Source organism: Geobacillus sp. CAMR5420 (assembly GCF_000691465.1).
Classification (GTDB): domain Bacteria; phylum Bacillota; class Bacilli; order Bacillales; family Anoxybacillaceae; genus Geobacillus; species Geobacillus thermoleovorans.
The window spans coordinates 153,622-180,126 of record NZ_JHUS01000029.1; the positions used below are offsets into that span (position 1 = coordinate 153,622).

Here is a 26,505-nt window from a genome sequence, read left to right on the forward strand (position 1 = left end):
TCATGATGGCATTTTGGCTAACGATCAGTTTGCTGCTGCACGCCTTGTCGTTTTGGTTGATCATTGTGCTTTTCCTTCGCCTGTCGCGGCTTGGCGAGGCGGAGAGGCGGGCCGAGGAGCTCGAGGAAGCCATGACCGCTTATCTCGCTGCTTGGAAGGAAGAAAACGAGCGATTTTTGGCTGAACTTGACTCGTTGCTTGGCAGCGGAGCGGCTCCATTCGTTTCTGCACCGGAAACGAACGATGCGCCCAGTGTGCAACGGGGCGCAAACGGGAAAGAGACGGCGTCCATGCTGGGGGCAGGAGGCGGTGAAATCGGAGGGGGGTTCGAAAAGCGAACAGCGGAAGCAAAAAAGGAGGAAAACGAGCCGGCGGAGCGGGGAGAAACCGAAAAACGCACAGAAACAAGCCGCCCAAGCGCCGCTCCGGGCTATTTCCCAGACATCGGAACGGTCAAGGATGTGCTCGAACTTTCACTCACCCGACCAGCGGACGCGAGTGAGCTTGCTCGCCGCCTATATGCGGAAGGGGCGACGGTCGAGGAAATTGCCAAACAGCTCGGCAAAGGGAAAACAGAAGTCGAGCTATGGCTCAAATTTGCGCAAAAAACGAATCAATAGGCGAATAACAGCTTGATTTGCCGCTTGCAGTTGTGATATATTTTTTCATGGTGTGAATACACACGCCTGATGATTTCAGCAACGGTGCTGGCAACGCCAGTCTTGCTGAAAGATGAGGCAGGCGGAGGACCAAAAACCACTAAGGAAACAGGAGGAGCATACATGTCGGTTATTTCGATGAAACAACTGCTTGAAGCTGGCGTCCACTTTGGACATCAGACGCGCCGTTGGAATCCGAAGATGAAAAAATACATTTTCACGGAGCGCAACGGCATCTATATCATCGACTTGCAAAAAACGGTGAAAAAAGTCGAGGAAGCATACAACTTCGTCCGCGAATTGGCGGCGAATGGCGGCAAAATTTTGTTCGTCGGCACGAAAAAACAAGCGCAAGAGTCGGTGAAGGAAGAAGCGGAACGCTGCGGCATGTTTTATGTCAACCAACGCTGGCTCGGCGGCACGCTGACGAACTTCGCTACGATCCAAAAGCGGATCAAACGGCTGCGTGAAATTGAAAAAATGGAAGAAGATGGGATATTTGACGTTCTGCCGAAAAAAGAAGTCATTCGCTTGAAAAAAGAAAAAGAGCGTCTTGAGAAGTTTTTGGGCGGCATCAAAGACATGAAAGAGCTGCCGGATGCGTTGTTTGTCATTGACCCGCGCAAAGAGCGGATCGCGGTGGCGGAAGCGCGCAAGCTGAACATCCCGATCATCGGCATCGTCGACACGAACTGCGATCCGGATGAAATTGACTATGTCATTCCGGCCAACGACGACGCCATCCGCGCTGTTAAGCTGTTGACTTCGAAAATCGCCGACGCCGTGCTTGAGGCGAAACAAGGCGAAGAAGCGGCCGTCGCAGCAGAGTAACGATGCACAAGAAAGGTGATAAGAGGGGAAAGCCTTTTATCACCTTTTTTTGAGACAGAAATGAGCAACTTTTGGCTATACTAACGAATAAGGGCAAAACGGGAAGCCGCTGCCGGCACCGATACATATACGGGACAATGAGAAGGAGGATTTTTTTATGGCGATTACAGCACAAATGGTGAAAGAACTGCGCGAAAAAACAGGCGCAGGCATGATGGACTGCAAAAAGGCGCTCACCGAAACAAACGGTGACATGGAGAAAGCGATCGACTGGCTGCGCGAAAAAGGAATTGCCAAAGCGGCGAAAAAAGCGGACCGCATCGCGGCCGAAGGGATGGCGTACATCGCGGTGGAAGGCAATACCGCCGTCATTTTGGAAGTGAACTCGGAAACGGACTTCGTTGCGAAAAACGAAGCATTCCAAACGCTTGTCAAAGAGCTGGCCGCCCACTTGCTGAAACAAAAGCCGGCTTCGCTTGATGAAGCGCTCGGTCAAACGATGGACAACGGCTCGACCGTCCAAGACTACATCAACGAAGCGATCGCTAAAATTGGTGAAAAAATTACGCTTCGCCGCTTTGCCGTCGTCAATAAAGCGGACGGCGAAACGTTCGGTGCGTACTTGCACATGGGCGGGCGCATCGGCGTATTAACGTTATTAGCCGGCAATGCGAGCGAAGACGTCGCCAAAGATGTGGCCATGCACATTGCCGCACTTCATCCGAAATACGTCTCGCGCGACGACGTGCCGCAGGAAGAGATTGCGCATGAGCGTGAAGTGTTGAAGCAGCAAGCCTTAAACGAAGGCAAGCCGGAGAAAATCGTTGAAAAAATGGTCGAAGGCCGGCTGAACAAGTTTTACGAAGACGTCTGCCTGCTCGAGCAAGCGTTCGTGAAAAACCCGGATGTGACGGTGCGCCAATACGTCGAATCGAACGGAGCAACAGTCAAGCAGTTCATCCGTTACGAAGTCGGCGAAGGGCTCGAAAAACGCCAAGACAATTTTGCAGAAGAAGTCATGAGCCAAGTCAGAAAACAATGACGGACCGCAACAGGGAACACGCGCGTGTTCCCTGTTTTTCAAAGTGATTCGCATCATGGAGGTTGGACATGGAACAGCCAAAATACAAACGCGTCGTGTTAAAGTTGAGCGGGGAAGCGCTCGCCGGAAAGCAAGGGTTTGGCATTCAACCGGCGGTCATTCAGTCGATCGCCAAACAAGTGAAAGAAGTCGTTGAACTGGGCGTCGAGGTCGCCATCGTCGTCGGCGGCGGCAACATTTGGCGTGGAAAAACAGGAAGCGAAATGGGCATGGACCGGGCGACGGCCGATTACATGGGCATGTTGGCGACGGTGATGAACGCCCTCGCCTTGCAGGACAGCCTTGAGCAGCTCGGCGTGGAAACACGGGTGCAAACATCGATTGAAATGCGGCAAGTGGCTGAACCGTACATTCGCCGCCGGGCGATTCGCCATCTTGAGAAAAAACGAGTTGTCATTTTCGCCGCCGGCACAGGCAACCCGTACTTTTCGACCGATACGACCGCGGCGCTCAGGGCGGCGGAAATCGAGGCGGACGTCATTTTAATGGCGAAAAACAACGTCGATGGCGTCTACAGCGCCGACCCGAACGTCGACGCCAATGCGGTCAAATACGATGAGCTGTCGTACTTGGACGTCATCAAGCAAGGGCTCGGCGTCATGGATTCGACTGCTTCCTCGCTTTGCATGGACAACAACATTCCGCTCATCGTCTTCTCGATTATGGAAGAAGGCAATATTAAACGCGCTGTGTTAGGTGAAAACATCGGAACGATCGTAAGGGGGAAATAACGATGGCAAAGCAAGTGATCCAACAGGCGAAAGAAAAGATGGATAAAGCGGTGCAAGCGTTCACCCGCGAGCTGGCAAGCATTCGCGCCGGACGGGCGAACGCAGGGCTGCTTGAGAAAGTAACCGTTGACTATTACGGCGTGCCGACGCCAATCAACCAACTGGCCTCCATCAGTGTGCCGGAAGCGCGGCTGCTTGTCATTCAGCCGTACGACAAATCGGCCATTAAAGAAATGGAAAAAGCGATTTTAGCATCGGATTTAGGGCTGACGCCATCGAATGACGGATCGGTCATTCGTCTTGTCATTCCGCCGCTCACCGAGGAACGGCGCCGCGAGCTCGCGAAGCTTGTCAAAAAGTATTCAGAAGACGCGAAAGTCGCGGTGCGCAACATCCGCCGCGATGCGAACGATGAATTGAAAAAACTCGAGAAAAACGGCGAGATTACGGAAGATGAGCTCCGCAGCTACACGGACGAAGTGCAAAAGCTGACCGATGACCACATCGCCAAAATTGACGCCATCACAAAAGAAAAAGAAAAAGAAGTGATGGAAGTATAGGCAAAACCATGCAAACCCTCTATGTTGATGGAGGGTTTTTTTGCTATAATGGAAAGGCAAAACACGATCCCGGAGGACTCGTATGTTCAATAAAATGCGAAAAACAAAAGAGAAAGACGTCCCGGTGACGAAAGAAGAGGTGCTCAGGCATCCGATGCCGAACCACGTCGCCATCATTATGGACGGAAACGGGAGATGGGCGAAAAAGCGGGCGCTGCCAAGGGCGGCCGGCCATTACGAAGGCATGCAAGTTGTGCGCAAAATCACTCGTTTTGCGAATGAGCTGGGGATTCAGATTTTGTCGCTTTACGCGTTTTCGACAGAAAACTGGAAACGTCCGAAAAGTGAAGTCGATTATTTGATGAAGCTGCCGGAACAGTTTTTGACGACGTTTCTTCCCGAGCTCGTCGCCGAAAATGTCAAAGTCCAAGTGATCGGTCATGCGGAGGCGCTGCCTGATCATACGCGCCGGGCGGTCGAGAAAGCCGTGAAGGAAACAAGCGGCAACACCGGCCTTGTGTTAAACTTTGCCCTTAATTATGGAAGCCGGGCGGAAATCACTGCCGCCGTAAAGCAGATCGCCAAAGACGTTGAACGCGGGATGCTCGCGCCGGAAGACATCACCGAGCCGCTCATTTCCTCGTACTTGATGACGAGCGGGCTCGCTGACCCTGACTTGCTCATCCGTACGAGCGGGGAGATTCGCTTGAGCAATTTCATGCTTTGGCAGTTGGCGTATACGGAACTTTGGTTTACGGATGTCTTATGGCCGGATTTTACGGAGCAACATTTCTTAGAGGCGATTGCCGCTTACCAGCGGCGCGACCGCCGATTTGGAGGAGTGTCAGCGCGATGAAGCAGCGAATCATCACCGGAGTCATAGCGGCGGCGCTCTTTTTGCCGATTGTTATTTTTGGCGGATTTCCGTTTATAATAGTAACATATATATTGGCCACGATTGGGCTGTTTGAATTGTTGCGGATGAAAGGGATGCACCCGTTGTCGTTTGTCGGGGCGGCTGGATTGATCGCCCTTTGGCTGTTGCTCGTTCCCGCCCGTTACGGCGGCGAGTGGTTGGCGTCTGGGACCGCCAAATTTGGCGTGCTCGCCGCTTTGGCTTTTTTGCTGCTTGTCGGCACAGTCGTGACGAAAAATGCGCTCTCGTTCGATGAGGCGGCGTTTGTCGTTTTGGCGGTCGTCTATGTCGGCGTAGGGTTTTTCTGTTTCGGCGCTGTTCGTTTGGTTGGGTTCGTGTACTTCGTTTATGCCTTGTTTGTCATTTGGGCGACTGACATTGGGGCGTATTTCTTTGGCCGCGCGTTTGGCCGGCGCAAGCTATGGCCGGAGATCAGCCCAAAAAAAACGGTGGAAGGCGCCATCGGCGGCATCGCTTCCGCGGCTGTTGTCGCTGCGATTTACGAGTGGGCGGCGGCGCCGTTTGGCAGTTTGGCGGCCGCGCTTGGCGTCGCGTTGCTGCTGTCGGCGTTCGGTCAGCTCGGCGATTTGATCGAATCGGCATTTAAGCGCCATTACGGCGTCAAAGATTCCGGGGCGATTTTGCCGGGACATGGCGGCATTTTAGACCGGTTTGACAGCTTGCTGTTCGTGCTGCCGCTGTTGTACATATTGCTTGAAATCGCACGATAAGTGGGTGAGGAGTGAAACGATTGAAATATATTAGTATATTAGGGGCGAGCGGATCGATCGGCACACAGACGCTCGATGTCATCCGCGCCCATCCGGACGAATTCCGCTTGGCCGCCGCATCGGTCGGGAAAAATATCGAGGCGGCGAGGCGGCTGATCGCTGAATTTTCCCCAAGTCTTGTCGCCGTCGCTGACCGCGATGCGTATGAAGTGCTCTCTCGCGAGTACCGCGGGCGGACGGCGATCGTGTACGGGGAGGAAGGATTGATTGAAGCGGCCGTTTGCCCACAAGCCGATGTTGTCGTCACCGCCGTCGTCGGCAGCGTCGGCCTCGTGCCGACGCTGAAGGCGATTGAAGCGGGAAAAGCGATCGCCCTCGCCAACAAAGAGACGCTCGTTGTCGCCGGACATCTCGTCATGGCTGCAGCCAAGCGGCGCGGCGTGCCGCTGTTGCCGGTTGACAGCGAACATTCCGCCATTTTTCAATGTCTGCAAGGAGAAAAGATTGAACAAGTTGACAAACTCATTCTGACCGCATCCGGCGGCAGCTTCCGCGACAAGACGCGCCGAGAGCTCGCTCATGTGACGGTCGAGGAGGCGCTCCGCCATCCGAACTGGTCGATGGGGGCAAAAATTACGATTGATTCGGCGACAATGATGAATAAAGGGTTTGAGGTCATTGAGGCTCATTGGCTGTTCGGGCTGCCGTATGAGCGGATCGAGGTCGTTTTGCATCGAGAAAGCATCATCCATTCGCTCGTTGCGTTTCGCGATACAAGCGTGTTGGCCCAGCTCGGCGAGCCGGATATGCGCGTTCCGATCCAATATGCGCTTGCGTATCCAAAGCGGTTGCCGCTCCCGTCCGCCAAGCCGCTTGATTTAATCTCGCTTGGGGCGCTCCATTTCGCCCCGGTTGATTTCGACCGCTATCGCTGTTTGCGTCTCGCCTATGAGGCTGGCAAGCGCGGCGGCTCGCTGCCGACGGTGTTGAATGCGGCCAATGAGGAGGCGGTGGCGGCGTTTTTAGCCGGGCGCATTCCATTTTTGGCCATCGAGGAGTGGATTGAACGCGCGCTCGAGCGCCATCGGCCAGTGAGCGATCCGCAGCTTGAGGACATTCGCGAAATCGATGCGGACGCGCGCGCCTACGTTCGCTCACTACTATCATAAAGGTGGTTGAAACGTTGGAATCGATCATTTCATTTATCATCGTCTTTGGTGCCCTCGTCTTTTTTCACGAGCTCGGCCACTTGTTGCTAGCAAAACGGGCCGGCATTTTGTGCCGCGAATTTGCCATCGGCTTCGGGCCGAAAGTGTTTTCGTTTAAGAAAAACGAAACGGTGTACACGATCCGCCTTCTCCCGCTTGGCGGCTTCGTCCGCATGGCCGGCGAAGACCCGGAGACGATTGAATTGAAGCGTGGGCAAGTCGTCGGCCTCTTGCTTGATGGCAGCGGCCAAGTGGAAAAAATCGTCCTCAACCATAAGGACGATTATCCGAATATCCGCGTTGTGGAAGTGGAAGAGGCTGATTTAGAGCATGGAATGTATGTGACCGGCTATACGGACGGCGAGCGGTTCGAGCGGTTTACGGTCAAGGAGCCGGCATTTTTCGTCGTCGACCGCCAAGAGATTCAAATCGCCCCGTACCATCGCCAATTTGCGGCAAAAACGCTCGGACAGCGAACGATGACGATTTTGGCCGGACCGCTCGCCAACTTTCTCTTGTCGCTCGTTGTCTTTATCATCATCGGCCTTTTGCAAGGCTATCCGGTCGACAAGCCGGTGATCGGCGAGCTGACGCCGGAAGGAGCGGCGCGCGCTGCCGGCTTGAAGCAAGGGGATGAAGTGATCGCCATTAACGGCGAACGGATGGAAACGTGGACGGAAATCGTCAACACGATTCGCGCCCATCCGGGAGAACCGCTTCAGTTTCAAATTGAGCGGAATGGGAAAGAACGGAGTGTGACGGTCACTCCGGAGGCGAAAACGGTGCAAGGGGAGACGATCGGCTTGATCGGCGTCTATCAGCCGATGGAAAAATCGGTGTTGGGCTCGATCAAGCAAGGGCTGGTTGAGACGTACTACTGGACGCGGGAAATTGTAACGGGGCTCGGCCAATTGATCACCGGCCAGTTTCAGCTTGACATGCTGTCCGGACCGGTCGGCATCGCCGTATCGACCGGCAAAGTTGCTGAGTCCGGGATCTACTACTTGATGAAATGGGGCGCGATTTTAAGCATCAACCTGGGGATTGTCAACTTGTTGCCATTGCCGGCGCTAGACGGCGGGCGGCTCCTCTTTTTCGCCATTGAAGCGGTGCGCGGCAAGCCGGTCGACCGGCAAAAAGAAGGAATGGTCCATTTTATCGGCTTCGCCCTGCTTATGCTGCTCATGCTCGTTGTGACATGGAATGACATTCAAAAATTTTTCCTATAGAGAGAAAACGAGGTGGCTAATGGATGAGACAAAGTCAAGCATTTATTCCGACGTTGCGTGAAGTGCCGGCGGATGCGGAAGTGAAAAGCCATCAGCTCCTGCTGCGGGCCGGCTTCATTCGTCAAAGTGCAAGCGGCGTCTATACGTTTTTGCCGCTTGGGCAGCGTGTTTTGCAAAAAGTGGAAGCCATCATTCGCGAGGAAATGAACCGGATTGGAGCGATGGAGCTCTTCATGCCGGCCTTGCAGCCGGCTGAGCTTTGGCAGCAGTCCGGCCGCTGGTACTCGTACGGGCCGGAGCTGATGCGCTTAAAAGACCGGCACGAGCGCGATTTCGCCCTCGGGCCGACGCATGAGGAAATGATCACGGCGATCGTCCGCGACGAAGTGAAAACGTACAAGCGGCTGCCGCTTGTCTTGTATCAAATCCAAACGAAATTCCGCGATGAAAAGCGTCCGCGTTTTGGGCTGTTGCGCGGCCGCGAGTTCATGATGAAAGACGCCTACTCGTTCCATACGTCGAAAGAAAGCTTGGATGAAACGTACAACAACATGTATGAGGCGTATGCGAACATTTTCCGCCGCTGCGGATTGAACTTCCGCGCCGTCATCGCCGACTCGGGGGCGATTGGCGGCAAAGATACGCATGAGTTTATGGTGCTCTCGGACATCGGCGAAGATACGATCGCCTACTCCGATGCGTCTGACTATGCCGCCAACATCGAGATGGCGCCGGTCGTGGCGACGTACGAAAAAAGCGATGAGCCGCCAGCCGAATTGAAAAAAGTGGCGACGCCGGGGCAAAAAACGATCGCTGAAGTCGCTTCGCACTTACAAATATCGCCGGAGCGCTGCATCAAATCGCTTTTGTTCAATGTGGACGGCCGCTATGTGCTCGTTCTCGTCCGCGGTGATCATGAAGCGAACGAGGTGAAGGTGAAAAACGTGCTCGACGCGACGGTCGTCGAATTGGCGACGCCGGAAGAAACGGAGCGGGTGATGAACGCTCCAATCGGCTCGCTCGGCCCGATCGGCGTCAGCGAAGACGTCACTGTGATCGCGGACCATGCTGTCGCCGCCATCGTCAACGGCGTTTGCGGTGCGAACGAGGAAGGATACCATTACATCGGAGTCAACCCGGGCCGCGATTTTGCCGTCAGTCAATACGCCGATTTGCGCTTCGTAAAAGAAGGCGACCCGTCTCCAGATGGCAAAGGGACGATCCGCTTCGCCCGCGGCATTGAAGTCGGGCATGTGTTTAAGCTGGGGACAAAATACAGCGAAGCGATGAACGCCGTCTATTTGGATGAAAACGGCCAAACGCAGACGATGATCATGGGTTGCTACGGCATCGGCGTATCAAGATTGGTGGCCGCGATCGCCGAACAGTTTGCTGACGAACACGGGCTCGTGTGGCCGGCTTCGGTCGCGCCGTTTCACATCCATTTGCTGACAGCGAACGCAAAAAGCGATGAACAGCGTGCGTTGGCGGAAGAGTGGTATGAAAAGCTCGGACAGGCTGGGTTTGAAGTGTTGTATGACGACCGCCCCGAACGGGCCGGGGTGAAGTTTGCCGACAGCGATTTGATCGGCATTCCGCTCCGCGTCACCGTCGGCAAGCGAGCGGGCGAAGGCGTTGTGGAAGTAAAAGTGCGGAAAACAGGCGAGACGTTCGATGTGCCGGTCAGCGAGCTTGTCGACACTGCGCGCCGTCTCCTTCAATCATGAGTGCCGGCGCTGGCGAAAAAGAATTCTGTCTTTTTCGCCGGCGCTTTTGTTATGGTATGATTGATTATAGAAAGAGAATGATGTTGAGAGGGGAACAAACGGACGTCATGGTGACAAAAGAGCAAAAAGAGCGGTTTCTCATCCTGCTTGAGCAGCTGAAGATGACGTCGGACGAATGGATGCCGCATTTTCGTGAGGCCGCCATTCGCAAAGTCGTAATCGATAAAGAGGAGAAAAGCTGGCATTTTTACTTTCAGTTCGCCAACGTGCTGCCGGTTCATGTATACAAAACGTTTGTCGATCGGCTGCAAACGGCGTTCCGCCATATCGCCGCCGTCCGCCATACGATGGAGGTTGAAGCGCCGCGCGTGACAGAGGAGGATGTGCAGGCGTATTGGCCGCTTTGCCTTGCCGAGCTGCAAGAAGGCATGTCGCCGCTTGTCGATTGGCTCAGCCGGCAGACGCCGGAGCTGAAAGGAAACAAGTTGCTTGTCGCCGCCCGCCATGAAGCGGAAGCGCTGGCGGTCAAACGGCGGTTCGCCAAAAAAATCGCTGATGTGTACGCTTCGTTTGGGTTCCCCCCCCTTCAGCTTGACGTCAGCGTCGAGCCGTCCAAGCAAGAAATGGAACAGTTTTTGGCGCAAAAACAGCAAGAGGACGAAGAGCGAGCGCTTGCTGTACTGACCGATTTAGCGAGGGAAGAAGAAAAGGCCGCGTCTGCGCCGCCGTCCGGTCCGCTTGTCATCGGCTATCCGATCCGCGACGAGGAGCCGGTGCGGCGGCTTGAAACGATCGTCGAAGAAGAGCGGCGCGTCGTTGTGCAAGGCTATGTATTTGACGCCGAAGTGAGCGAATTAAAAAGCGGCCGCACGCTGTTGACCATGAAAATCACAGATTACACGAACTCGATTTTAGTCAAAATGTTCTCGCGCGACAAAGAGGACGCCGAGCTCATGAGCGGCGTCAAAAAAGGCATGTGGGTGAAAGTGCGCGGCAGCGTGCAAAACGATACGTTCGTCCGTGATTTGGTCATCATCGCCAACGATTTGAACGAAATCGCCGCAAACGAACGGCAAGATACGGCGCCGGAAGGGGAAAAGAGGGTCGAGCTCCATTTGCATACCCCGATGAGCCAAATGGACGCGGTCACCTCGGTGACAAAACTCATTGAGCAAGCGAAAAAATGGGGGCATCCGGCGATCGCCGTCACCGACCATGCCGTTGTTCAGTCGTTTCCGGAGGCCTACAGCGCGGCGAAAAAACACGGCATGAAGGTCATTTACGGCCTTGAGGCGAACATCGTCGACGATGGCGTGCCGATCGCCTACAATGAAACGCACCGCCGTCTTTCGGAGGAAACGTACGTCGTCTTTGACGTCGAGACGACGGGCCTGTCGGCTGTGTACAATACGATCATTGAGCTGGCGGCGGTGAAAGTGAAAGACGGCGAGATCATCGACCGGTTCATGTCGTTTGCCAACCCTGGACATCCGTTGTCAGTGACAACGATGGAGCTGACTGGGATCACCGATGAGATGGTGAAAGACGCCCCGAAGCCGGACGAGGTGCTAGCCCGTTTTGTTGACTGGGCCGGCGATGCGACGCTTGTTGCCCACAACGCCAGCTTTGACATCGGTTTTTTAAACGCGGGCCTCGCTCGCATGGGGCGCGGCAAAATCGCGAATCCAGTCATCGATACGCTCGAGCTGGCCCGTTTTTTATACCCGGATTTGAAAAACCATCGGCTCAATACATTGTGCAAAAAATTTGACATTGAATTGACGCAGCATCACCGCGCCATCTACGACGCGGAGGCGACCGGGCATTTGCTTATGCGGCTGTTGAAGGAAGCGGAAGAGCGCGGCATACTGTTTCATGACGAATTAAACAGCCGCACGCACAGCGAAGCGTCCTATCGGCTTGCGCGCCCGTTCCATGTGACGCTGTTGGCGCAAAACGAGACTGGATTGAAAAATTTGTTCAAGCTTGTGTCATTGTCGCACATTCAATATTTTCACCGTGTGCCGCGCATCCCGCGCTCCGTGCTCGTCAAGCACCGCGACGGCCTGCTTGTCGGCTCGGGCTGCGACAAAGGAGAGCTGTTTGACAACTTGATCCAAAAGGCGCCGGAAGAAGTCGAAGACATCGCCCGTTTTTACGATTTTCTTGAAGTGCATCCGCCGGACGTGTACAAGCCGCTCATCGAGATGGATTATGTGAAAGACGAAGAGATGATCAAAAACATCATCCGCAGCATCGTCGCCCTTGGTGAGAAGCTTGACATCCCGGTCGTCGCCACCGGCAACGTCCATTACTTGAACCCAGAAGATAAAATTTACCGGAAAATCTTAATCCATTCGCAAGGCGGGGCGAATCCGCTCAACCGCCATGAGCTGCCGGATGTGTATTTCCGTACGACGAATGAAATGCTTGACTGCTTCTCGTTTTTAGGGCCGGAAAAAGCGAAGGAAATCGTTATCGACAACACGCAAAAAATCGCTTCGTTAATCGGCGATGTCAAGCCGATCAAAGATGAGCTGTATACGCCGCGCATCGAAGGGGCGGACGAGGAAATCCGGGAAATGAGCTACCGGCGGGCGAAGGAAATTTACGGCGACCCGTTGCCGAAACTTGTTGAAGAGCGGCTTGAGAAGGAGCTAAAAAGCATCATCGGCCATGGCTTTGCCGTCATTTATTTGATCTCGCACAAGCTGGTGAAAAAATCGCTCGATGACGGTTATCTTGTCGGGTCGCGCGGATCGGTCGGCTCGTCGTTTGTCGCGACGATGACGGAAATCACCGAGGTCAATCCGCTGCCGCCGCATTACGTTTGCCCGAACTGCAAGCATTCGGAGTTCTTTAACGACGGTTCGGTCGGCTCAGGGTTTGATTTGCCGGATAAAAACTGTCCGCGATGTGGGACGAAATACAAAAAAGACGGGCACGACATCCCGTTTGAGACGTTTCTCGGCTTTAAAGGCGACAAAGTGCCGGATATCGACTTGAACTTTTCCGGCGAATACCAGCCGCGCGCCCACAACTATACGAAAGTGCTGTTTGGCGAAGACAACGTCTACCGCGCTGGGACGATTGGCACGGTCGCCGACAAAACGGCGTACGGATTTGTCAAAGCGTATGCGAGCGATCATAATTTGCAGCTGCGCGGCGCGGAAATCGACCGGCTCGCGGCTGGCTGCACCGGGGTGAAGCGGACGACCGGGCAGCATCCGGGCGGCATCATCGTCGTCCCGGATTATATGGAAATTTACGATTTTACGCCGATTCAATATCCGGCCGATGACACGTCCTCCGAATGGCGGACGACCCATTTCGACTTCCATTCGATCCACGACAATTTGTTGAAGCTCGATATTCTCGGGCACGACGATCCGACGGTCATCCGCATGCTGCAAGATTTAAGCGGCATCGATCCGAAAACGATCCCGACCGACGACCCGGATGTGATGGGCATTTTCAGCAGCACCGAGCCGCTTGGTGTTACGCCGGAGCAAATCATGTGCAATGTCGGCACGATCGGCATTCCGGAGTTTGGCACGCGCTTCGTTCGGCAAATGTTGGAAGAGACAAGGCCAAAAACGTTTTCCGAACTCGTGCAAATTTCCGGTTTGTCGCACGGCACCGATGTGTGGCTCGGCAACGCGCAAGAGCTCATTCAAAACGGCACTTGCACGTTATCGGAAGTCATCGGCTGCCGCGACGACATTATGGTCTATTTGATTTACCGCGGCCTCGAGCCGTCGCTCGCTTTTAAAATCATGGAATCCGTGCGCAAAGGAAAAGGCTTAACGCCGGAGTTTGAAGCAGAAATGCGCAAACATGACGTGCCGGAGTGGTACATCGATTCATGCAAAAAAATCAAGTACATGTTCCCGAAAGCGCACGCCGCCGCCTACGTGTTAATGGCGGTGCGCATCGCCTACTTTAAGGTGCACCATCCGCTTTTGTATTACGCGTCGTACTTTACGGTGCGGGCGGAGGACTTTGACCTTGACGCCATGATCAAAGGGTCAGCCGCCATTCGCAAGCGGATTGAGGAAATCAACGCCAAAGGCATTCAGGCGACGGCGAAAGAAAAAAGCTTGCTCACGGTTCTTGAGGTGGCCTTAGAGATGTGCGAGCGTGGATTTTCTTTTAAAAATATCGATTTGTACCGCTCGCAGGCGACGGAATTCGTCATTGACGGCAATTCTCTCATTCCGCCGTTCAACGCCATTCCGGGGCTTGGGACGAACGTGGCGCAGGCGATCGTGCGCGCCCGCGAGGAAGGCGAGTTTTTGTCGAAGGAGGATTTGCAGCAGCGCGGCAAAGTATCAAAAACGCTGCTGGAGTACTTAGAAAGCCGCGGCTGCCTTGACTCGCTTCCGGACCATAACCAGCTGTCGCTGTTTTAGTGGAAACGCCGCCGCTGAAGGAAGCGGACAGCGCTCTTTCGTCTGGGCGGCAGTTTCCCGTTGCAATATATTTCCCAATGTGTTATAGTTTTAGTGGAATTGGCAAAGATAATGGCAAGCAAAGAGTGGGGAAACCCACTCTTTCGTCTTGAATGGACACCCGTCTCTCGTTCATTCCCCGCCCTGTGCAGGGGATTTTCTCATTATGCCATGCATGCACGTTTGCTCGGTAAGGAGGAACACAATGAGCAAAAAGGTGACAGAAACGGTCGAACAACTCGTCACACCGATCTTGGACGAAATGGGGCTTGAACTCGTCGATATTGAATATGTGAAGGAAGGGAAAAATTGGTTTTTGCGCGTTTTCATTGACTCTGACGATGGCGTCGATATTGAACAATGCGGTGCTGTCAGCGAAAAATTGAGCGAAAAGCTGGATGAAGTCGACCCGATTCCGCATAACTATTTTTTGGAAGTGTCATCGCCCGGAGCGGAGCGGCCGCTGAAAAAGGCAAAAGATTTTGCCAAAGCCATTGGGAAACATGTATATATCAAAACGTATGAACCCATTGAAGGAGAAAAGCAGTTTGAAGGCGAACTAACCGCTTTTGACGGAACGACCGTGACGCTGTTGGTCAAAGACCGCGGACGGCAAAAAACGGTCGCCATTCCGTATGAAAAAGTGGCAAGCGCCCGATTAGCCGTCATTTTCTTCTAATCGCAAAAGGGGGATTTTTGTTGCATGAACACGCAATTGCTTGAGGCGTTAGCCGATTTGATGCGGGAAAAAGGCATCAGCAAAGAAGTTGTCATGGAAGCGATCGAAGCGGCGATCGTTTCGGCGTATAAACGCAATTTCGGACAGGCGCAAAACGTGCGCGTCGATCTCAATATGGACACCGGCACGATCCGCGTGCTCGCCCGCAAAGATGTCGTCGAAGAGGTGACCGACCCGCGCCTTGAAATTTCGCTTGAGGACGCGCAGCGGATCAATCCGAACTATCAAATCGGCGATGTCGTCGAGCTCGAAGTGACGCCGCGCGATTTCGGGCGCATCGCCGCGCAGACGGCGAAGCAAGTCGTCACCCAGCGCGTGCGCGAGGCGGAGCGGAGCATCATCTACGCCGAATTTGTCGACCGTGAAGAGGACATTATGACCGGCATCGTCCAGCGCGTTGACCCGCGCTTTGTCTACGTCAGCCTCGGCAAGGCGGAGGCGCTCCTGCCGGCAAACGAACAAATGCCGAATGAAACATATAAGCCGCACGACCGGTTGAAAGTATACATTACGAAAGTGGAAAAAACGACAAAAGGGCCGCAAATTTTCGTCTCCCGCACCCACCCGGGACTGTTGAAACGGCTGTTTGAGCTCGAAGTGCCGGAAATTTACGACGGAACGGTCGAGATTAAATCGATCGCCCGCGAAGCCGGCGACCGTTCGAAAATTTCCGTCCACTCCGACAACCCGGAAGTCGATCCGGTCGGCGCGTGCGTCGGACCGAGAGGGCAACGCGTGCAGGCCATTGTTGATGAGCTGAACGGAGAAAAAATCGATATCGTCCGCTGGTCGGCCGATCCGGTGGAGTTTGTCGCCAACGCGTTAAGCCCGGCGAAAGTGCTGCGCGTCATTGTCAACGAAGAGCAAAAGGCGACGACGGTCATCGTTCCGGACTATCAGCTGTCGCTCGCCATCGGCAAACGCGGGCAAAACGCGCGGCTGGCGGCGAAATTGACCGGCTGGAAAATCGATATTAAAAGCGAATCGGAAGCGCGGGAGATGGGCATTGATCCGCATGCGCCAACCACTTCGCTTGATTTCAGCGATGCGGCGGCCGATAATGAAAATAGCGAAGAAAACGGCCCATCGTTTGATCAATCGGCGGAAATCGAGTGAGGGGGAATGAAAAATGGCAGCGCAAAAGAAAATTCCGTTGCGCAAATGCGTCGTCACTGGAGAGATGAAGCCGAAACGGGAGATGGTGCGCATCGTCCGCTCGAAAGAGGGGGAAGTGTCGATCGACCCGACCGGCAAAAAGGCGGGGCGCGGCGCGTATATTACCCTTGATCCGGAATGCATTTTGCAGGCGAAAAAGAAAAACATTTTGGCCCGCCATTTAAAAGCAGACATCGCCGATGCGATTTATGACGAATTGCTCGCCTTGGCGGAAAAGGAGAAACAGGCCGGACATGAAGCATAACCGTTGGGCATCGATGCTTGGATTGGCGCAGCGGGCGGGCAAAGTCGTCTCCGGCGAGGAGCTTGTCGTCAAAGAAGTGCAGCGGGGCCGGGCGCGGCTCGTCTTGCTTTCGCAAGACGCATCGGTCAACACCGAAAAAAAAGTAACGGATAAATGCACGTTTTATGGCGTCCCGCTTTGCAAAGTGCCGGACCGGTATACGCTTGGCGGCGCGATCGGCAAGGACGCCCGCGTCGTTGTCGCTGTCACCGACGAAGGGTTTGCGCGCCAATTGCAGACGATGCTCGACCGATCTTAATGGGGGTGAATGTATGTCGAAAATGCGTGTGTATGAATACGCGAAAAAACAGAACGTGCCAAGCAAGGACGTTATTCATAAATTGAAAGAAATGAACATTGAAGTGAACAACCATATGGCGATGCTGGAGGCTGATGTCGTCGAAAAACTCGACCATCAATATCGCCCGAACGCCGGGAAAAAAGAAGAGAAAAAAGCGGAAAAGAAAACGGAGAAGCCGAAACGGCCGACGCCGGCGAAAGCGGCCGATTTTGCTGATGAGGAAATTTTTGACGACAGCAAAGAAGCGGCGAAAATGAAACCGGCGAAGAAAAAGGGAGCGCCAAAAGGGAAGGAAACGAAAAAAACCGAGGCGCAACAGCAAGAAAAGAAACTGCTCCAAGCGGCGAAAAAGAAAGGAAAAGGGCCGGCGAAAGGGAAAAAGCAGGCAGCACCAGCCGCAAAACAAGCGCCGCAGCCGGCGAAAAAAGAAAAAGAGCTGCCGAAAAAAATTACGTTTGAAGGCTCGCTTACCGTGGCCGAACTGGCGAAAAAGCTTGGCCGCGAACCGTCGGAAATTATTAAGAAGCTGTTTATGCTCGGCGTGATGGCGACAATCAACCAAGATTTAGACAAAGACGCCATCGAGCTCATCTGCTCGGATTACGGGGTTGAAGTCGAAGAAAAAGTGACGATCGATGAGACGAACTTTGAAGCGATCGAAATTGTCGACGCGCCGGAAGATTTGGTTGAACGGCCGCCGGTCGTGACGATCATGGGGCACGTCGACCATGGGAAAACGACGTTGCTTGATGCGATCCGCCATTCCAAAGTGACGGAGCAAGAAGCCGGCGGTATTACGCAACACATCGGTGCGTATCAAGTGACGGTCAATGACAAAAAAATTACGTTCCTCGATACGCCGGGGCATGAAGCGTTTACAACGATGCGGGCGCGCGGCGCGCAAGTGACCGATATCGTCATTCTTGTCGTTGCCGCGGATGACGGGGTGATGCCGCAGACGGTGGAAGCGATCAACCACGCCAAGGCGGCAAACGTGCCGATTATTGTCGCCATCAACAAAATTGATAAGCCGGAAGCGAACCCGGACCGCGTCATGCAAGAATTGATGGAATACAACCTCGTTCCAGAAGAATGGGGCGGCGATACGATTTTCTGCAAGTTGTCGGCGAAAACGAAAGAGGGCCTTGATCATCTTTTGGAAATGATTTTGCTTGTCAGTGAGATGGAAGAATTAAAAGCCAACCCGAACCGGCGCGCGGTCGGTACGGTGATCGAAGCGAAGCTTGATAAAGGGCGTGGCCCGGTGGCAACGCTTTTGATTCAAGCGGGAACGTTGCGTGTCGGCGATCCGATCGTCGTCGGCACAACATACGGGCGCGTGCGCGCGATGGTGAACGACAGCGGCCGGCGCGTCAAAGAGGCGACTCCGTCGATGCCAGTCGAAATTACTGGGCTGCATGAAGTGCCGCAAGCCGGCGACCGCTTCATGGTGTTTGAGGATGAGAAAAAGGCGCGGCAAATCGCGGAGGCGCGGGCGCAGCGGCAGCTGCAGGAGCAGCGAAGTGTCAAAACGCGCGTCAGCTTGGATGATTTGTTCGAACAAATTAAGCAAGGCGAAATGAAAGAGCTGAACTTGATCGTCAAAGCCGATGTTCAAGGATCGGTTGAGGCGCTTGTCGCCGCCTTGCAAAAAATCGATGTGGAAGGCGTGCGGGTGAAAATCATCCACGCGGCGGTCGGCGCCATCACCGAATCGGACATTTCGCTGGCGACGGCATCGAACGCCATCGTCATCGGCTTTAACGTCCGTCCGGATGCAAACGCAAAGCGCGCCGCTGAATCGGAAAAAGTCGACATCCGTCTCCATCGCATCATTTACAATGTCATCGAGGAAATTGAAGCGGCGATGAAAGGGATGCTCGATCCGGAGTACGAGGAAAAAGTGATCGGCCAGGCGGAAGTGCGGCAAACGTTCAAAGTATCGAAAGTCGGCACGATCGCCGGTTGCTATGTCACTGACGGCAAAATCACCCGCGACAGCAAGGTGCGCCTCATTCGCCAAGGCATCGTCGTCTACGAAGGGGAAATCGATTCGCTCAAGCGGTATAAAGACGATGTGCGCGAGGTGGCGCAAGGGTATGAATGCGGGCTGACGATCAAAAACTTCAATGATATTAAAGAAGGAGATGTCATCGAAGCATACGTCATGCAGGAAGTGGCTCGGGCATGATCGGCTTCGCCGCGTGCGAATGCATCATCTACAACGCCCGATCGCTCAAGGATAAACGGGCCGTCCTGCAGCGAGTGATGACAAGAATCCGGCAAAAATATAACGTCTCTGTGGCCGAAATCGATCATCAAGACGCATGGCAGCGAGCGACCATCGGTCTTGTCGCCATTACGTCCAGCCGCCGGGCGACCGAACGGGAGCTCGAACGGGCGCTCGCTTTGATCGACTCGTTCCCTGAGCTGGAGCGGGCGGCCACGTCATTCGAGTGGTTGTAACCGAGGTGATGGATGATGAATATACGGGCAACTCGCGTTGGCGAGCAAATGAAAAAAGAGTTGAGCGACATCATCAGCCGCAGGCTGAAAGACCCGCGCATCGGCTTTGTCACGGTGACCGATGTGCGGGTCACCGGCGATTTGCAGCAGGCGAAAGTGTACATCAGCGTCCTCGGCGATGATGAACAGCGGGAAAATACATTGAAGGCGCTCGAGAAAGCGAAAGGGTTTATCCGTTCGGAAATCGGACAGCGCATCCGCCTGCGCAAGACGCCGGAAATTTTCTTTGAAATCGATGAAACGATCGAATACGGCAGCCGCATCGAACAGCTGATCCGGCAAATTTCAAGCGATGACCACCCGGCGAAAGAGGCGGATGAGGAGCCGAACAATGGATAGACGAACCGTCTATCCATTTCCATTCATGATTATGGAAACGGAAAGGGTGCGCCGATGGACGGGGTATTGCTGCTCAATAAACCGAAAGGGATGACGTCGCACGACTGCGTGGCCAAAGTGCGCCGCCTGCTTGGCGTAAAAAAAGCGGGGCACACCGGCACGCTTGACCCAAACGTGTCCGGTGTGCTGCCAATTTGCCTTGGCAAGGCGACGCGCATCGCCGAATTTTTGACCGGGACGACGAAAACGTACGAAGGAAAAGTGACGCTTGGCGCGGCGACGACAACCGAAGATGCGGACGGCGACATCATCGCCGCCCGTCCGGTTGACCGATCGATTGCGCGCGCGGAGATCGAAGCGGTGTTTGACAGCTTGACCGGGGAAATTGAGCAAACACCGCCGATGTACTCCGCGGTGAAAGTGGGCGGCAAAAAACTGTATGAATACGCGCGCGCCGGCATCGAAGTCGAACGCCCGACGCGGCGCGTGACCATTTATGAGCTCGAACTGCTTGATGAATGTGAACAATTCTTTGGGAAAACGGTGTCATTTCGCTTTCGCGTCACGTGCAGCAAAGGCACGTACGTACGCACACTGGCGGTGATGATCGGCGAGCGGCTCGGCTATCCGGCGCATATGTCCGACCTCATCCGCACGGCGTCCGGGCCGTTTCGGCTTGAAGATTGCGTGACGTTTGAAGACGTTGAGCGCCGGGCGGCCGACGGGACGGCCGATGCCTTGCTCATTCCGATCGAGCGAGCCCTTTTTCATTTGCCGAAATATGAAATCAATGATAAAGTAGCAGAGAAGGTAAAAAATGGGGCGCTGCTCCGGCTTCCCGCTTTTTTAGAGAAGCTTGACGGGCCGGTCGTTCTTGTTTCGCCCGAGCGGGAAGCGCTGGCCCTGTACGTGAAGCATCCGGCGCACCCCGGTTTGATGAAACCGCTCAAAGTGTTTCGTTAACGCCGCGGGTGCAGCGCGGAAATAAAGAAGGTAGGTCATGGACATGGAAACGCTGTTTCTTTCGCATCCGCACCGTCTCGAACGCCAGGCGCTCCCTCCGACGGTGATGGCGCTCGGCTATTTCGATGGCATCCACCTCGGCCATCAAAAAGTGATCCGCACCGCGGTCGAGATCGCCAACGAGCGCGGGTACGAAAGCGCGGTGATGACGTTTCATCCTCATCCGTCCGTTGTGCTCGGCAAACAGTCCGAGCTGCGCTTGATCACGCCGCTTGGCAAAAAGGAGCAACTAATTGCATCACTTGGCGTCAACCGGCTGTACATCGTTGAATTTACGCCGACGTTTGCCGCGCTGTCGCCAGAAGCGTTCGTTGACCAATATTTGGATGGGTTGCACGTGAAGCATGTCGTCGCCGGCTTCGATTTCACTTACGGGCGGTTCGGAAAAGGAACGATGGAGACGATGCCGATTCATGCGCGCGGCCGCTTTGGACAGACGGTCATTCCGAAGCTCGCGGTCGACGGGGAAAAAGTGAGCTCGTCCCGGGTGCGGAAACTGCTCGAAGACGGGGCGGTCGAACAGCTCCCCCGCCTGCTCGGCCGCTTTTACGAGCTTGAAGGAACGGTCGTTGCCGGGGAGCGGCGCGGACGGATGATCGGCTTTCCAACGGCGAACATCGCTTTAAACAGCGATTATGCCTTGCCGACAGTCGGCGTCTATGCAGTCAAGGCGACGATCGGCGGGCAAGTATATGAAGGGGTGGCGAACGTCGGCTACAAACCGACGTTCCATGAAACGCGCGAAGGATTGCCGAATATTGAAGTGCACTTGTTCGAGTTTTCCGGCGATATTTATGGACAAACGATGACAATTGAGTGGCACCGCCGTCTGCGGAGCGAGCGGAAGTTCGCCAGTGTCGACGAACTGACGGCGCAAATCGCCCGCGATAAGAAAGAGGCGGAGCAGTATTTCCGCTGTTTCGGCGAAAAGACTTGCATTTTGCCGGAAAAAGAGGTATTCTAATCAATGTATGCGAACCATTGCTTGGCTAGGCGAGTCACCGACGCCCGCTCGGCAATCGGGGATGTAAAGCTAGGGAGGTGAACAACGATGGCATTGACGCAGGAGCGCAAACGCGAAATCATCGAGCAATTTAAAATCCATGAGAACGACACCGGTTCTCCGGAAGTGCAAGTTGCTATCCTGACGGAGCAAATCAACAACTTGAACGAGCATTTGCGCATTCATAAAAAAGACCATCATTCACGGCGCGGCTTGCTGAAAATGGTCGGGAAGCGCCGCAACTTATTGGCCTATTTGCGCAAGAAAGATGTGGCGCGCTACCGTGAATTGATTGAGAAACTTGGATTACGTCGATAAAAAAGCGGGAGCATTCCCGCTTTTTTGCTAGTTTATAGGCGTGATTGACACGGCGATGATAACAATGGCGCCAATTCGTCTATACTAATCATCAGCGGATCCATATTTTTATTTGTACATAGAGAGGAGTACTCGTCTGTATGGAACAAGAGAAACGCGTGTTTTCCATCGATGTGGCTGGGCGGCCGCTCATTGTTGAAACCGGCGAACTGGCGAAACAGGCGAACGGGGCGGCGCTCGTCCGCTACGGCGATACGGTCGTGCTGAGCACGGCCACCGCGTCGCGGGAGGCGAAAAACGTCGACTTTTTCCCGCTCACCGTCAACTACGAGGAGCGGCTGTACGCCGTCGGGAAAATTCCGGGCGGGTTTATTAAGCGCGAAGGCCGCCCGAGCGAGAAAGCGATTTTGGTGAGCCGACTCATCGACCGGCCGATTCGCCCGCTGTTTGCTGAAGGATTCCGCAACGAAGTGCAAGTCGTCTCGATGGTCATGAGCGTCGATCAAGACTGCGCGCCGGAAGTAGCGGCCTTAATCGGTTCGTCGGTGGCGCTGACGATTTCCGACATTCCGTTTGAAGGGCCGATCGCCGGTGTCATCGTCGGCCGCGTCGACGGCCAGTTTGTCATCAATCCGACGGTCGAGCAAATGGAAAAAAGCGATCTGCATCTTGTCGTCGCCGGCACAAAAGATGCGATCAACATGGTGGAAGCCGGGGCGGATGAGGTGCCGGAAGAAGTGATTCTTGAAGCGATCATGTTCGGCCATGAGGAAGTGAAGCGGCTCATCGCCTTCCAAGAGGAAATCGCCGCCCAAGTCGGCAAAGAAAAAATGGAAGTCGTCCTTTACGAGCCGGATCCAGCGCTGGAGGCGGAAATCCGCCAGCTTGCGGAAGCGGACATTAAGCGAGCGGTGCAAGTGCCGGAGAAACTGGCGCGCGATGCTGCCATTGAAGATGTGAAAGCTGGCGTCATCGCCAAATATGAGGCGGAAGAAGCGGATGAGGAGAAGCTCAAGCAAGTACAGGAAATTTTGCATAAGCTCGTGAAAGAGGAAGTGCGCCGTTTGATCACGGTCGAGAAAATCCGTCCGGACGGGCGCAAAGTCGATGAAATCCGTCCGCTCTCATCGGCGGTCGGCGTCCTGCCGCGCACGCACGGCTCCGGTTTGTTTACGCGCGGGCAGACGCAAGTGTTGAGCGTTTGCACGCTTGGGGCGCTTGGCGATGTGCAAATTTTGGACGGGCTTGATCTTGAAGAATCGAAGCGGTTTATGCACCATTACAACTTCCCGCCGTTTTCCGTCGGGGAAACCGGGCCGATGCGCGGGCCGGGGCGGCGTGAAATCGGACACGGGGCGCTTGGCGAACGGGCGCTCGAGCCGGTCGTGCCGTCGGAGCGCGAATTCCCGTATACGATCCGCCTCGTTTCGGAAGTGCTTGAGTCGAACGGCTCGACATCGCAGGCCAGCATTTGCGCCAGCACGCTGGCGATGATGGACGCTGGGGTGCCGATTAAAGCACCGGTCGCCGGCATTGCTATGGGGCTTGTGAAAAACGACGACCATTACACGATTTTGACCGACATTCAAGGCATCGAAGACCATCTTGGCGATATGGACTTTAAAGTCGCCGGCACGAGAAAAGGCGTCACTGCGTTGCAAATGGACATTAAAATCAAAGGGTTGACGCGCGAGATTTTGGAAGAGGCGCTCATGCAAGCGCGCAAAGGGCGGCTTGAGATTTTGGACCATATGATGCAAACGCTCAGCGAGCCGCGCAAAGAGCTGTCCAAATATGCGCCGAAAATTTTGATCATGCACATCAATCCGGACAAAATCCGTGAGGTCATCGGACCAAGCGGCAAGCAGATCAACAAAATCATCGATGAAACCGGCGTCAAAATCGACATCGAACAAGACGGCACGATTTTCATCTCGTCTGTGGATGAAGCGGCCAACCAAAAAGCGAAGCAAATCATCGAAGACATCGTCCGCGAAGTCGAAGTCGGCCAAGTGTATTTGGGCAAAGTGAAGCGGATCGAAAAATTCGGCGCCTTCGTTGAGCTGTTCAACGGCAAAGACGGGCTTGTCCACATTTCCGAGCTCGCTGAAGGGCGGGTCGGCAAAGTCGAAGACGTCGTTTCGATTGGCGATGAAATTTTAGTGAAAGTAACGGAAATCGATAAGCAAGGGCGCGTCAACCTGTCGCGCAAAGCGGTGTTGCGCGATGCCCGCAACATTGGAGGGGAACTGCCGCGGGAATCTAGGGAAAAACGAGGAAGACGGCCGGAGCGCCATCGCATGAAGCCTTAGGAATTTGTTTCTTAAGGCTCTTTTGTTATGTTCTATCCTGTCCCCCTAAGACATATGTTGTAGTAGTAAAAAAGGAGGGGGACAAGGGTGAACAACGGCTATGCCCGCTATATGGCGCTAGCGGTCATGTTTCTTGCCGCCTGGGCGGCGGTTCATTGGCCGCCGGTTGGCGATTACATCGCGAGCTGGCGCCCGATGGAAACGACCGCGATGAAAGAGCGCGACAAGCTGTATGACACGATCGTCAAACAAGCGAAGCAATATGAAATTCCCGCCCAAGATGCGGTCATCGATAAAGTATGGAAGGCGACGCCCGGCTACAACGGGCTCGCCGTCGACATCGATGCTTCTTATGAAAATATGAAGAAAACCGGAACGTTTGACGAACGGAAACTTGTGTTCCGTCAAGTGCCACCCCGCGTCCATTTGGACGATTTGCCGCCGGCGCCGATTTACCGCGGCCATCCTGACAAGCCGATGGTGGCGTTTGCTGTCAATGTCGCTTGGGGGGAAGAATACCTCCCCGACATGCTTGAGACGCTGAAAAAATACAATGTCAAGGCGACGTTCTTTTTAGAGGGGCGATGGGTAAAAAATCACCCGGAGATGGCAAAAATGATAGCAGACGCCGGCCATGAAATCGGCAACCATTCCTACAGCCATCCCGATATGAAAACGCTCGCTGTCGACAACATCCGACGTGAGCTCGAGAAAACAAACGAAGTGATTGAGGCGGCGACGGCGGTCAAATGCAAATGGTTTGCCCCGCCAAGCGGCAGCTACCGCGACGAGGTCGTCGAGGTCGCCGCGGAACTCGGCATGAAAACGATTCTATGGAGCGTCGATACAATTGATTGGCAAAAACCGTCGCCATCTGTTATAGTGAAACGGGTGACATCGAAAGTTCATCCTGGCGCCATCATTTTGATGCACCCAACGATGCCGACGGCGGCTGCACTTGACGAGCTGATCATCTCGATTAAGCAAAAAGGCTACGCCCTAGGCAGCTTGACGGCCTTATTCGATGAGAAAAGACTGGCAAACAAACAGGAGGAACATGGAGTTGATTAACAAATATACGTGCAAAAACGGTGTGCGAATCGTGCTCGAGCAAATTCCGACTGTAAGGTCGGTGGCCATCGGCATATGGATCGGGACCGGCTCGCGCAATGAAACGGAGCAAACCAATGGCATTTCCCATTTTTTAGAGCATATGTTTTTCAAGGGGACAACGACGCGCACGGCCCGGGACATTGCGGAAGCATTCGACAGCATCGGCGGGCAAGTAAACGCCTTTACATCGAAGGAGTATACGTGTTACTACGCCAAAGTGTTGGATGAACACGCGCCGCTGGCGCTTGAAATGCTCGCCGATATGTTTTTCCACTCGACATTTGTGGAGGATGAGCTGCAAAAGGAGCGCAACGTCGTGCTCGAGGAAATCAAAATGTATGAAGATACACCGGATGACATCGTCCACGATTTGCTCGGCAAAGCGTGCTATGCGGGTCATCCGCTCGGCTATCCGATTTTGGGCACGGAAGAGACGCTGCGCACGTTTACTGGCGACACGCTGCGCCAATATATGGCGGACTACTATACACCGGATCGCGTCGTCATTTCGGTCGCCGGCAACGTCGACGAACGGTTTATTGATGAGGTCGAGCGCTATTTCGGCTCGTTTGCCGCAGAGAGCAAGCCGCCTTCTTCAGGGACGCCGGCGTTTGTGCCGCAAAAGATCGCGCGCAAAAAGGACACTGAGCAGGCGCACGTATGCATCGGATTCAACGGGTTGCCGATCGGCCATCCGGACGCGTACCCGCTCCTCATCTTGAACAATATTTTAGGCGGCAGCATGAGCAGCCGGCTGTTTCAGGAAGTGCGCGAACAGCGCGGATTGGCGTATTCGGTGTTCTCGTACCATTCCGCCTACCAAGACAGCGGCCTGCTCGCCATTTACGCCGGCACAGGAAGCAGCCAGCTTGATGTGCTGTTCGAAACGATCCAGCACACCATTCGCCAGCTGAAGGAGGACGGAGTGACCGAAAAAGAGTTGCATAACAGCAAAGAGCAGATGAAAGGAAGCCTGATGCTTGGGCTCGAGAGCACGAACAGCCGGATGAGCCGCAACGGCAAAAATGAACTCCTTCTCGGCCGCCATCGCTCGCTTGATGAGATCATTGAAGAGATTGAAAGCGTCACAGCAGAAAAAGTAAACGAACTGGCGCGCACGGTTTTCACGGACGATTACGCACTCGCCTTAATCAGCCCGGACGGCGTGCTGCCGCGCCCGCTCCGTTCATAGACCGAGCATCAAAAAAGCTAACGACCTTTCGCTAG

At 54.4% G+C, this 26,505-nt stretch carries 24 protein-coding genes; all 24 read left to right on the forward strand.

Annotation, left to right across the window (positions count from 1 at the left end; genetic code table 11):
* Positions 1-2 precede the first annotated feature (2 nt).
* The 24 genes from DI44_RS10225 to DI44_RS10110 all read left to right on the forward strand — a co-directional run bounded on the left by DI44_RS10225 (position 3) and on the right by DI44_RS10110 (position 26,470).
* Positions 3-620 carry a hypothetical protein gene (locus DI44_RS10225; RefSeq protein WP_014195470.1) on the forward strand — a complete coding sequence of 206 codons (618 nt, stop codon included), beginning with the start codon at positions 3-5 and terminating at the stop codon, positions 618-620.
* A gap of 162 nt (positions 621-782) precedes the next feature.
* A complete protein-coding gene (gene rpsB, locus DI44_RS10220) occupies positions 783-1,490 on the forward strand; it encodes a 30S ribosomal protein S2 (RefSeq protein ID WP_013145737.1) in 708 nt (235 codons plus the stop codon).
* 157 nt (positions 1,491-1,647) lie between these two features.
* Positions 1,648-2,532, forward strand: coding sequence for a translation elongation factor Ts (gene tsf, locus DI44_RS10215; RefSeq protein ID WP_011230750.1), 885 nt, complete (start codon positions 1,648-1,650; stop codon positions 2,530-2,532).
* Between the two features lie 68 nt (positions 2,533-2,600).
* Positions 2,601-3,323: a UMP kinase gene (pyrH, locus tag DI44_RS10210; RefSeq protein ID WP_011230751.1), complete on the forward strand. Its 723-nt coding sequence runs from the start codon at positions 2,601-2,603 to the stop codon at positions 3,321-3,323.
* A gap of 2 nt (positions 3,324-3,325) precedes the next feature.
* Complete coding sequence (gene frr, locus DI44_RS10205) at positions 3,326-3,883, forward strand: ribosome recycling factor (protein WP_011230752.1); 558 nt, start codon at positions 3,326-3,328, stop codon at positions 3,881-3,883.
* An 82-nt stretch (positions 3,884-3,965) separates the two neighbouring features.
* Positions 3,966-4,739: an isoprenyl transferase gene (locus DI44_RS10200; protein ID WP_014195472.1), complete on the forward strand. Its 774-nt coding sequence runs from the start codon at positions 3,966-3,968 to the stop codon at positions 4,737-4,739.
* The gene (locus DI44_RS10195; protein ID WP_033025096.1) at positions 4,736-5,530 is read left to right on the forward strand and encodes a phosphatidate cytidylyltransferase; all 795 of its coding nucleotides are present in this window, start codon (positions 4,736-4,738) and stop codon (positions 5,528-5,530) included. The genes DI44_RS10200 and DI44_RS10195 overlap by 4 nt, the downstream gene beginning before the upstream one ends.
* Positions 5,531-5,550: 20 nt before the next feature.
* On the forward strand, positions 5,551-6,699 hold the full coding sequence (gene dxr / locus DI44_RS10190) for a 1-deoxy-D-xylulose-5-phosphate reductoisomerase (protein WP_033025097.1): 1,149 nt from the start codon (positions 5,551-5,553) through the stop codon (positions 6,697-6,699).
* A gap of 2 nt (positions 6,700-6,701) precedes the next feature.
* The gene (gene rseP, locus DI44_RS10185; RefSeq protein ID WP_176202387.1) at positions 6,702-7,967 is read left to right on the forward strand and encodes an RIP metalloprotease RseP; all 1,266 of its coding nucleotides are present in this window, start codon (positions 6,702-6,704) and stop codon (positions 7,965-7,967) included.
* A 23-nt stretch (positions 7,968-7,990) separates the two neighbouring features.
* Positions 7,991-9,694, forward strand: a complete 1,704-nt coding sequence (locus tag DI44_RS10180) for a proline--tRNA ligase (RefSeq protein WP_013523414.1) — start codon at positions 7,991-7,993, stop codon at positions 9,692-9,694.
* A 107-nt stretch (positions 9,695-9,801) separates the two neighbouring features.
* Positions 9,802-14,106, forward strand: coding sequence for a PolC-type DNA polymerase III (locus DI44_RS10175; RefSeq protein WP_033025120.1), 4,305 nt, complete (start codon positions 9,802-9,804; stop codon positions 14,104-14,106).
* 244 nt (positions 14,107-14,350) lie between these two features.
* The gene (gene rimP / locus DI44_RS10170) at positions 14,351-14,824 is read left to right on the forward strand and encodes a ribosome maturation factor RimP (protein ID WP_015374427.1); all 474 of its coding nucleotides are present in this window, start codon (positions 14,351-14,353) and stop codon (positions 14,822-14,824) included.
* 24 nt (positions 14,825-14,848) lie between these two features.
* Positions 14,849-16,000: a transcription termination factor NusA gene (nusA, locus tag DI44_RS10165; protein ID WP_033025099.1), complete on the forward strand. Its 1,152-nt coding sequence runs from the start codon at positions 14,849-14,851 to the stop codon at positions 15,998-16,000.
* 13 nt (positions 16,001-16,013) lie between these two features.
* Complete coding sequence (locus DI44_RS10160; RefSeq protein ID WP_033025100.1) at positions 16,014-16,304, forward strand: YlxR family protein; 291 nt, start codon at positions 16,014-16,016, stop codon at positions 16,302-16,304.
* Positions 16,294-16,602 (forward strand): YlxQ family RNA-binding protein, encoded by a 309-nt coding sequence (locus DI44_RS10155; protein WP_033025101.1) that lies wholly within the window; start codon positions 16,294-16,296, stop codon positions 16,600-16,602. Before DI44_RS10160 ends, DI44_RS10155 begins: the two co-directional genes overlap by 11 nt.
* A 13-nt stretch (positions 16,603-16,615) precedes the next feature.
* Positions 16,616-18,835: a translation initiation factor IF-2 gene (gene infB, locus DI44_RS10150; RefSeq protein WP_033025102.1), complete on the forward strand. Its 2,220-nt coding sequence runs from the start codon at positions 16,616-16,618 to the stop codon at positions 18,833-18,835.
* The gene (locus tag DI44_RS10145; protein ID WP_011230764.1) at positions 18,832-19,110 is read left to right on the forward strand and encodes a DUF503 family protein; all 279 of its coding nucleotides are present in this window, start codon (positions 18,832-18,834) and stop codon (positions 19,108-19,110) included. Before infB ends, DI44_RS10145 begins: the two co-directional genes overlap by 4 nt.
* 15 nt (positions 19,111-19,125) lie before the next feature.
* Complete coding sequence (rbfA, locus tag DI44_RS10140; protein WP_033025103.1) at positions 19,126-19,509, forward strand: 30S ribosome-binding factor RbfA; 384 nt, start codon at positions 19,126-19,128, stop codon at positions 19,507-19,509.
* A 54-nt stretch (positions 19,510-19,563) separates the two neighbouring features.
* Positions 19,564-20,472, forward strand: a complete 909-nt coding sequence (truB, locus tag DI44_RS10135; protein WP_033025104.1) for a tRNA pseudouridine(55) synthase TruB — start codon at positions 19,564-19,566, stop codon at positions 20,470-20,472.
* A gap of 43 nt (positions 20,473-20,515) precedes the next feature.
* A complete protein-coding gene (gene ribF, locus DI44_RS10130; protein WP_033025121.1) occupies positions 20,516-21,496 on the forward strand; it encodes a bifunctional riboflavin kinase/FAD synthetase in 981 nt (326 codons plus the stop codon).
* 87 nt (positions 21,497-21,583) lie between these two features.
* Positions 21,584-21,853, forward strand: coding sequence for a 30S ribosomal protein S15 (gene rpsO, locus DI44_RS10125; protein ID WP_011230768.1), 270 nt, complete (start codon positions 21,584-21,586; stop codon positions 21,851-21,853).
* Between the two features lie 140 nt (positions 21,854-21,993).
* The gene (pnp, locus tag DI44_RS10120; RefSeq protein WP_013523420.1) at positions 21,994-24,165 is read left to right on the forward strand and encodes a polyribonucleotide nucleotidyltransferase; all 2,172 of its coding nucleotides are present in this window, start codon (positions 21,994-21,996) and stop codon (positions 24,163-24,165) included.
* A gap of 87 nt (positions 24,166-24,252) precedes the next feature.
* Positions 24,253-25,236: a polysaccharide deacetylase family protein gene (locus DI44_RS10115; protein WP_033025105.1), complete on the forward strand. Its 984-nt coding sequence runs from the start codon at positions 24,253-24,255 to the stop codon at positions 25,234-25,236.
* A complete protein-coding gene (locus DI44_RS10110; RefSeq protein WP_033025106.1) occupies positions 25,223-26,470 on the forward strand; it encodes a pitrilysin family protein in 1,248 nt (415 codons plus the stop codon). The genes DI44_RS10115 and DI44_RS10110 overlap by 14 nt, the downstream gene beginning before the upstream one ends.
* Positions 26,471-26,505 lie beyond the last annotated feature (35 nt).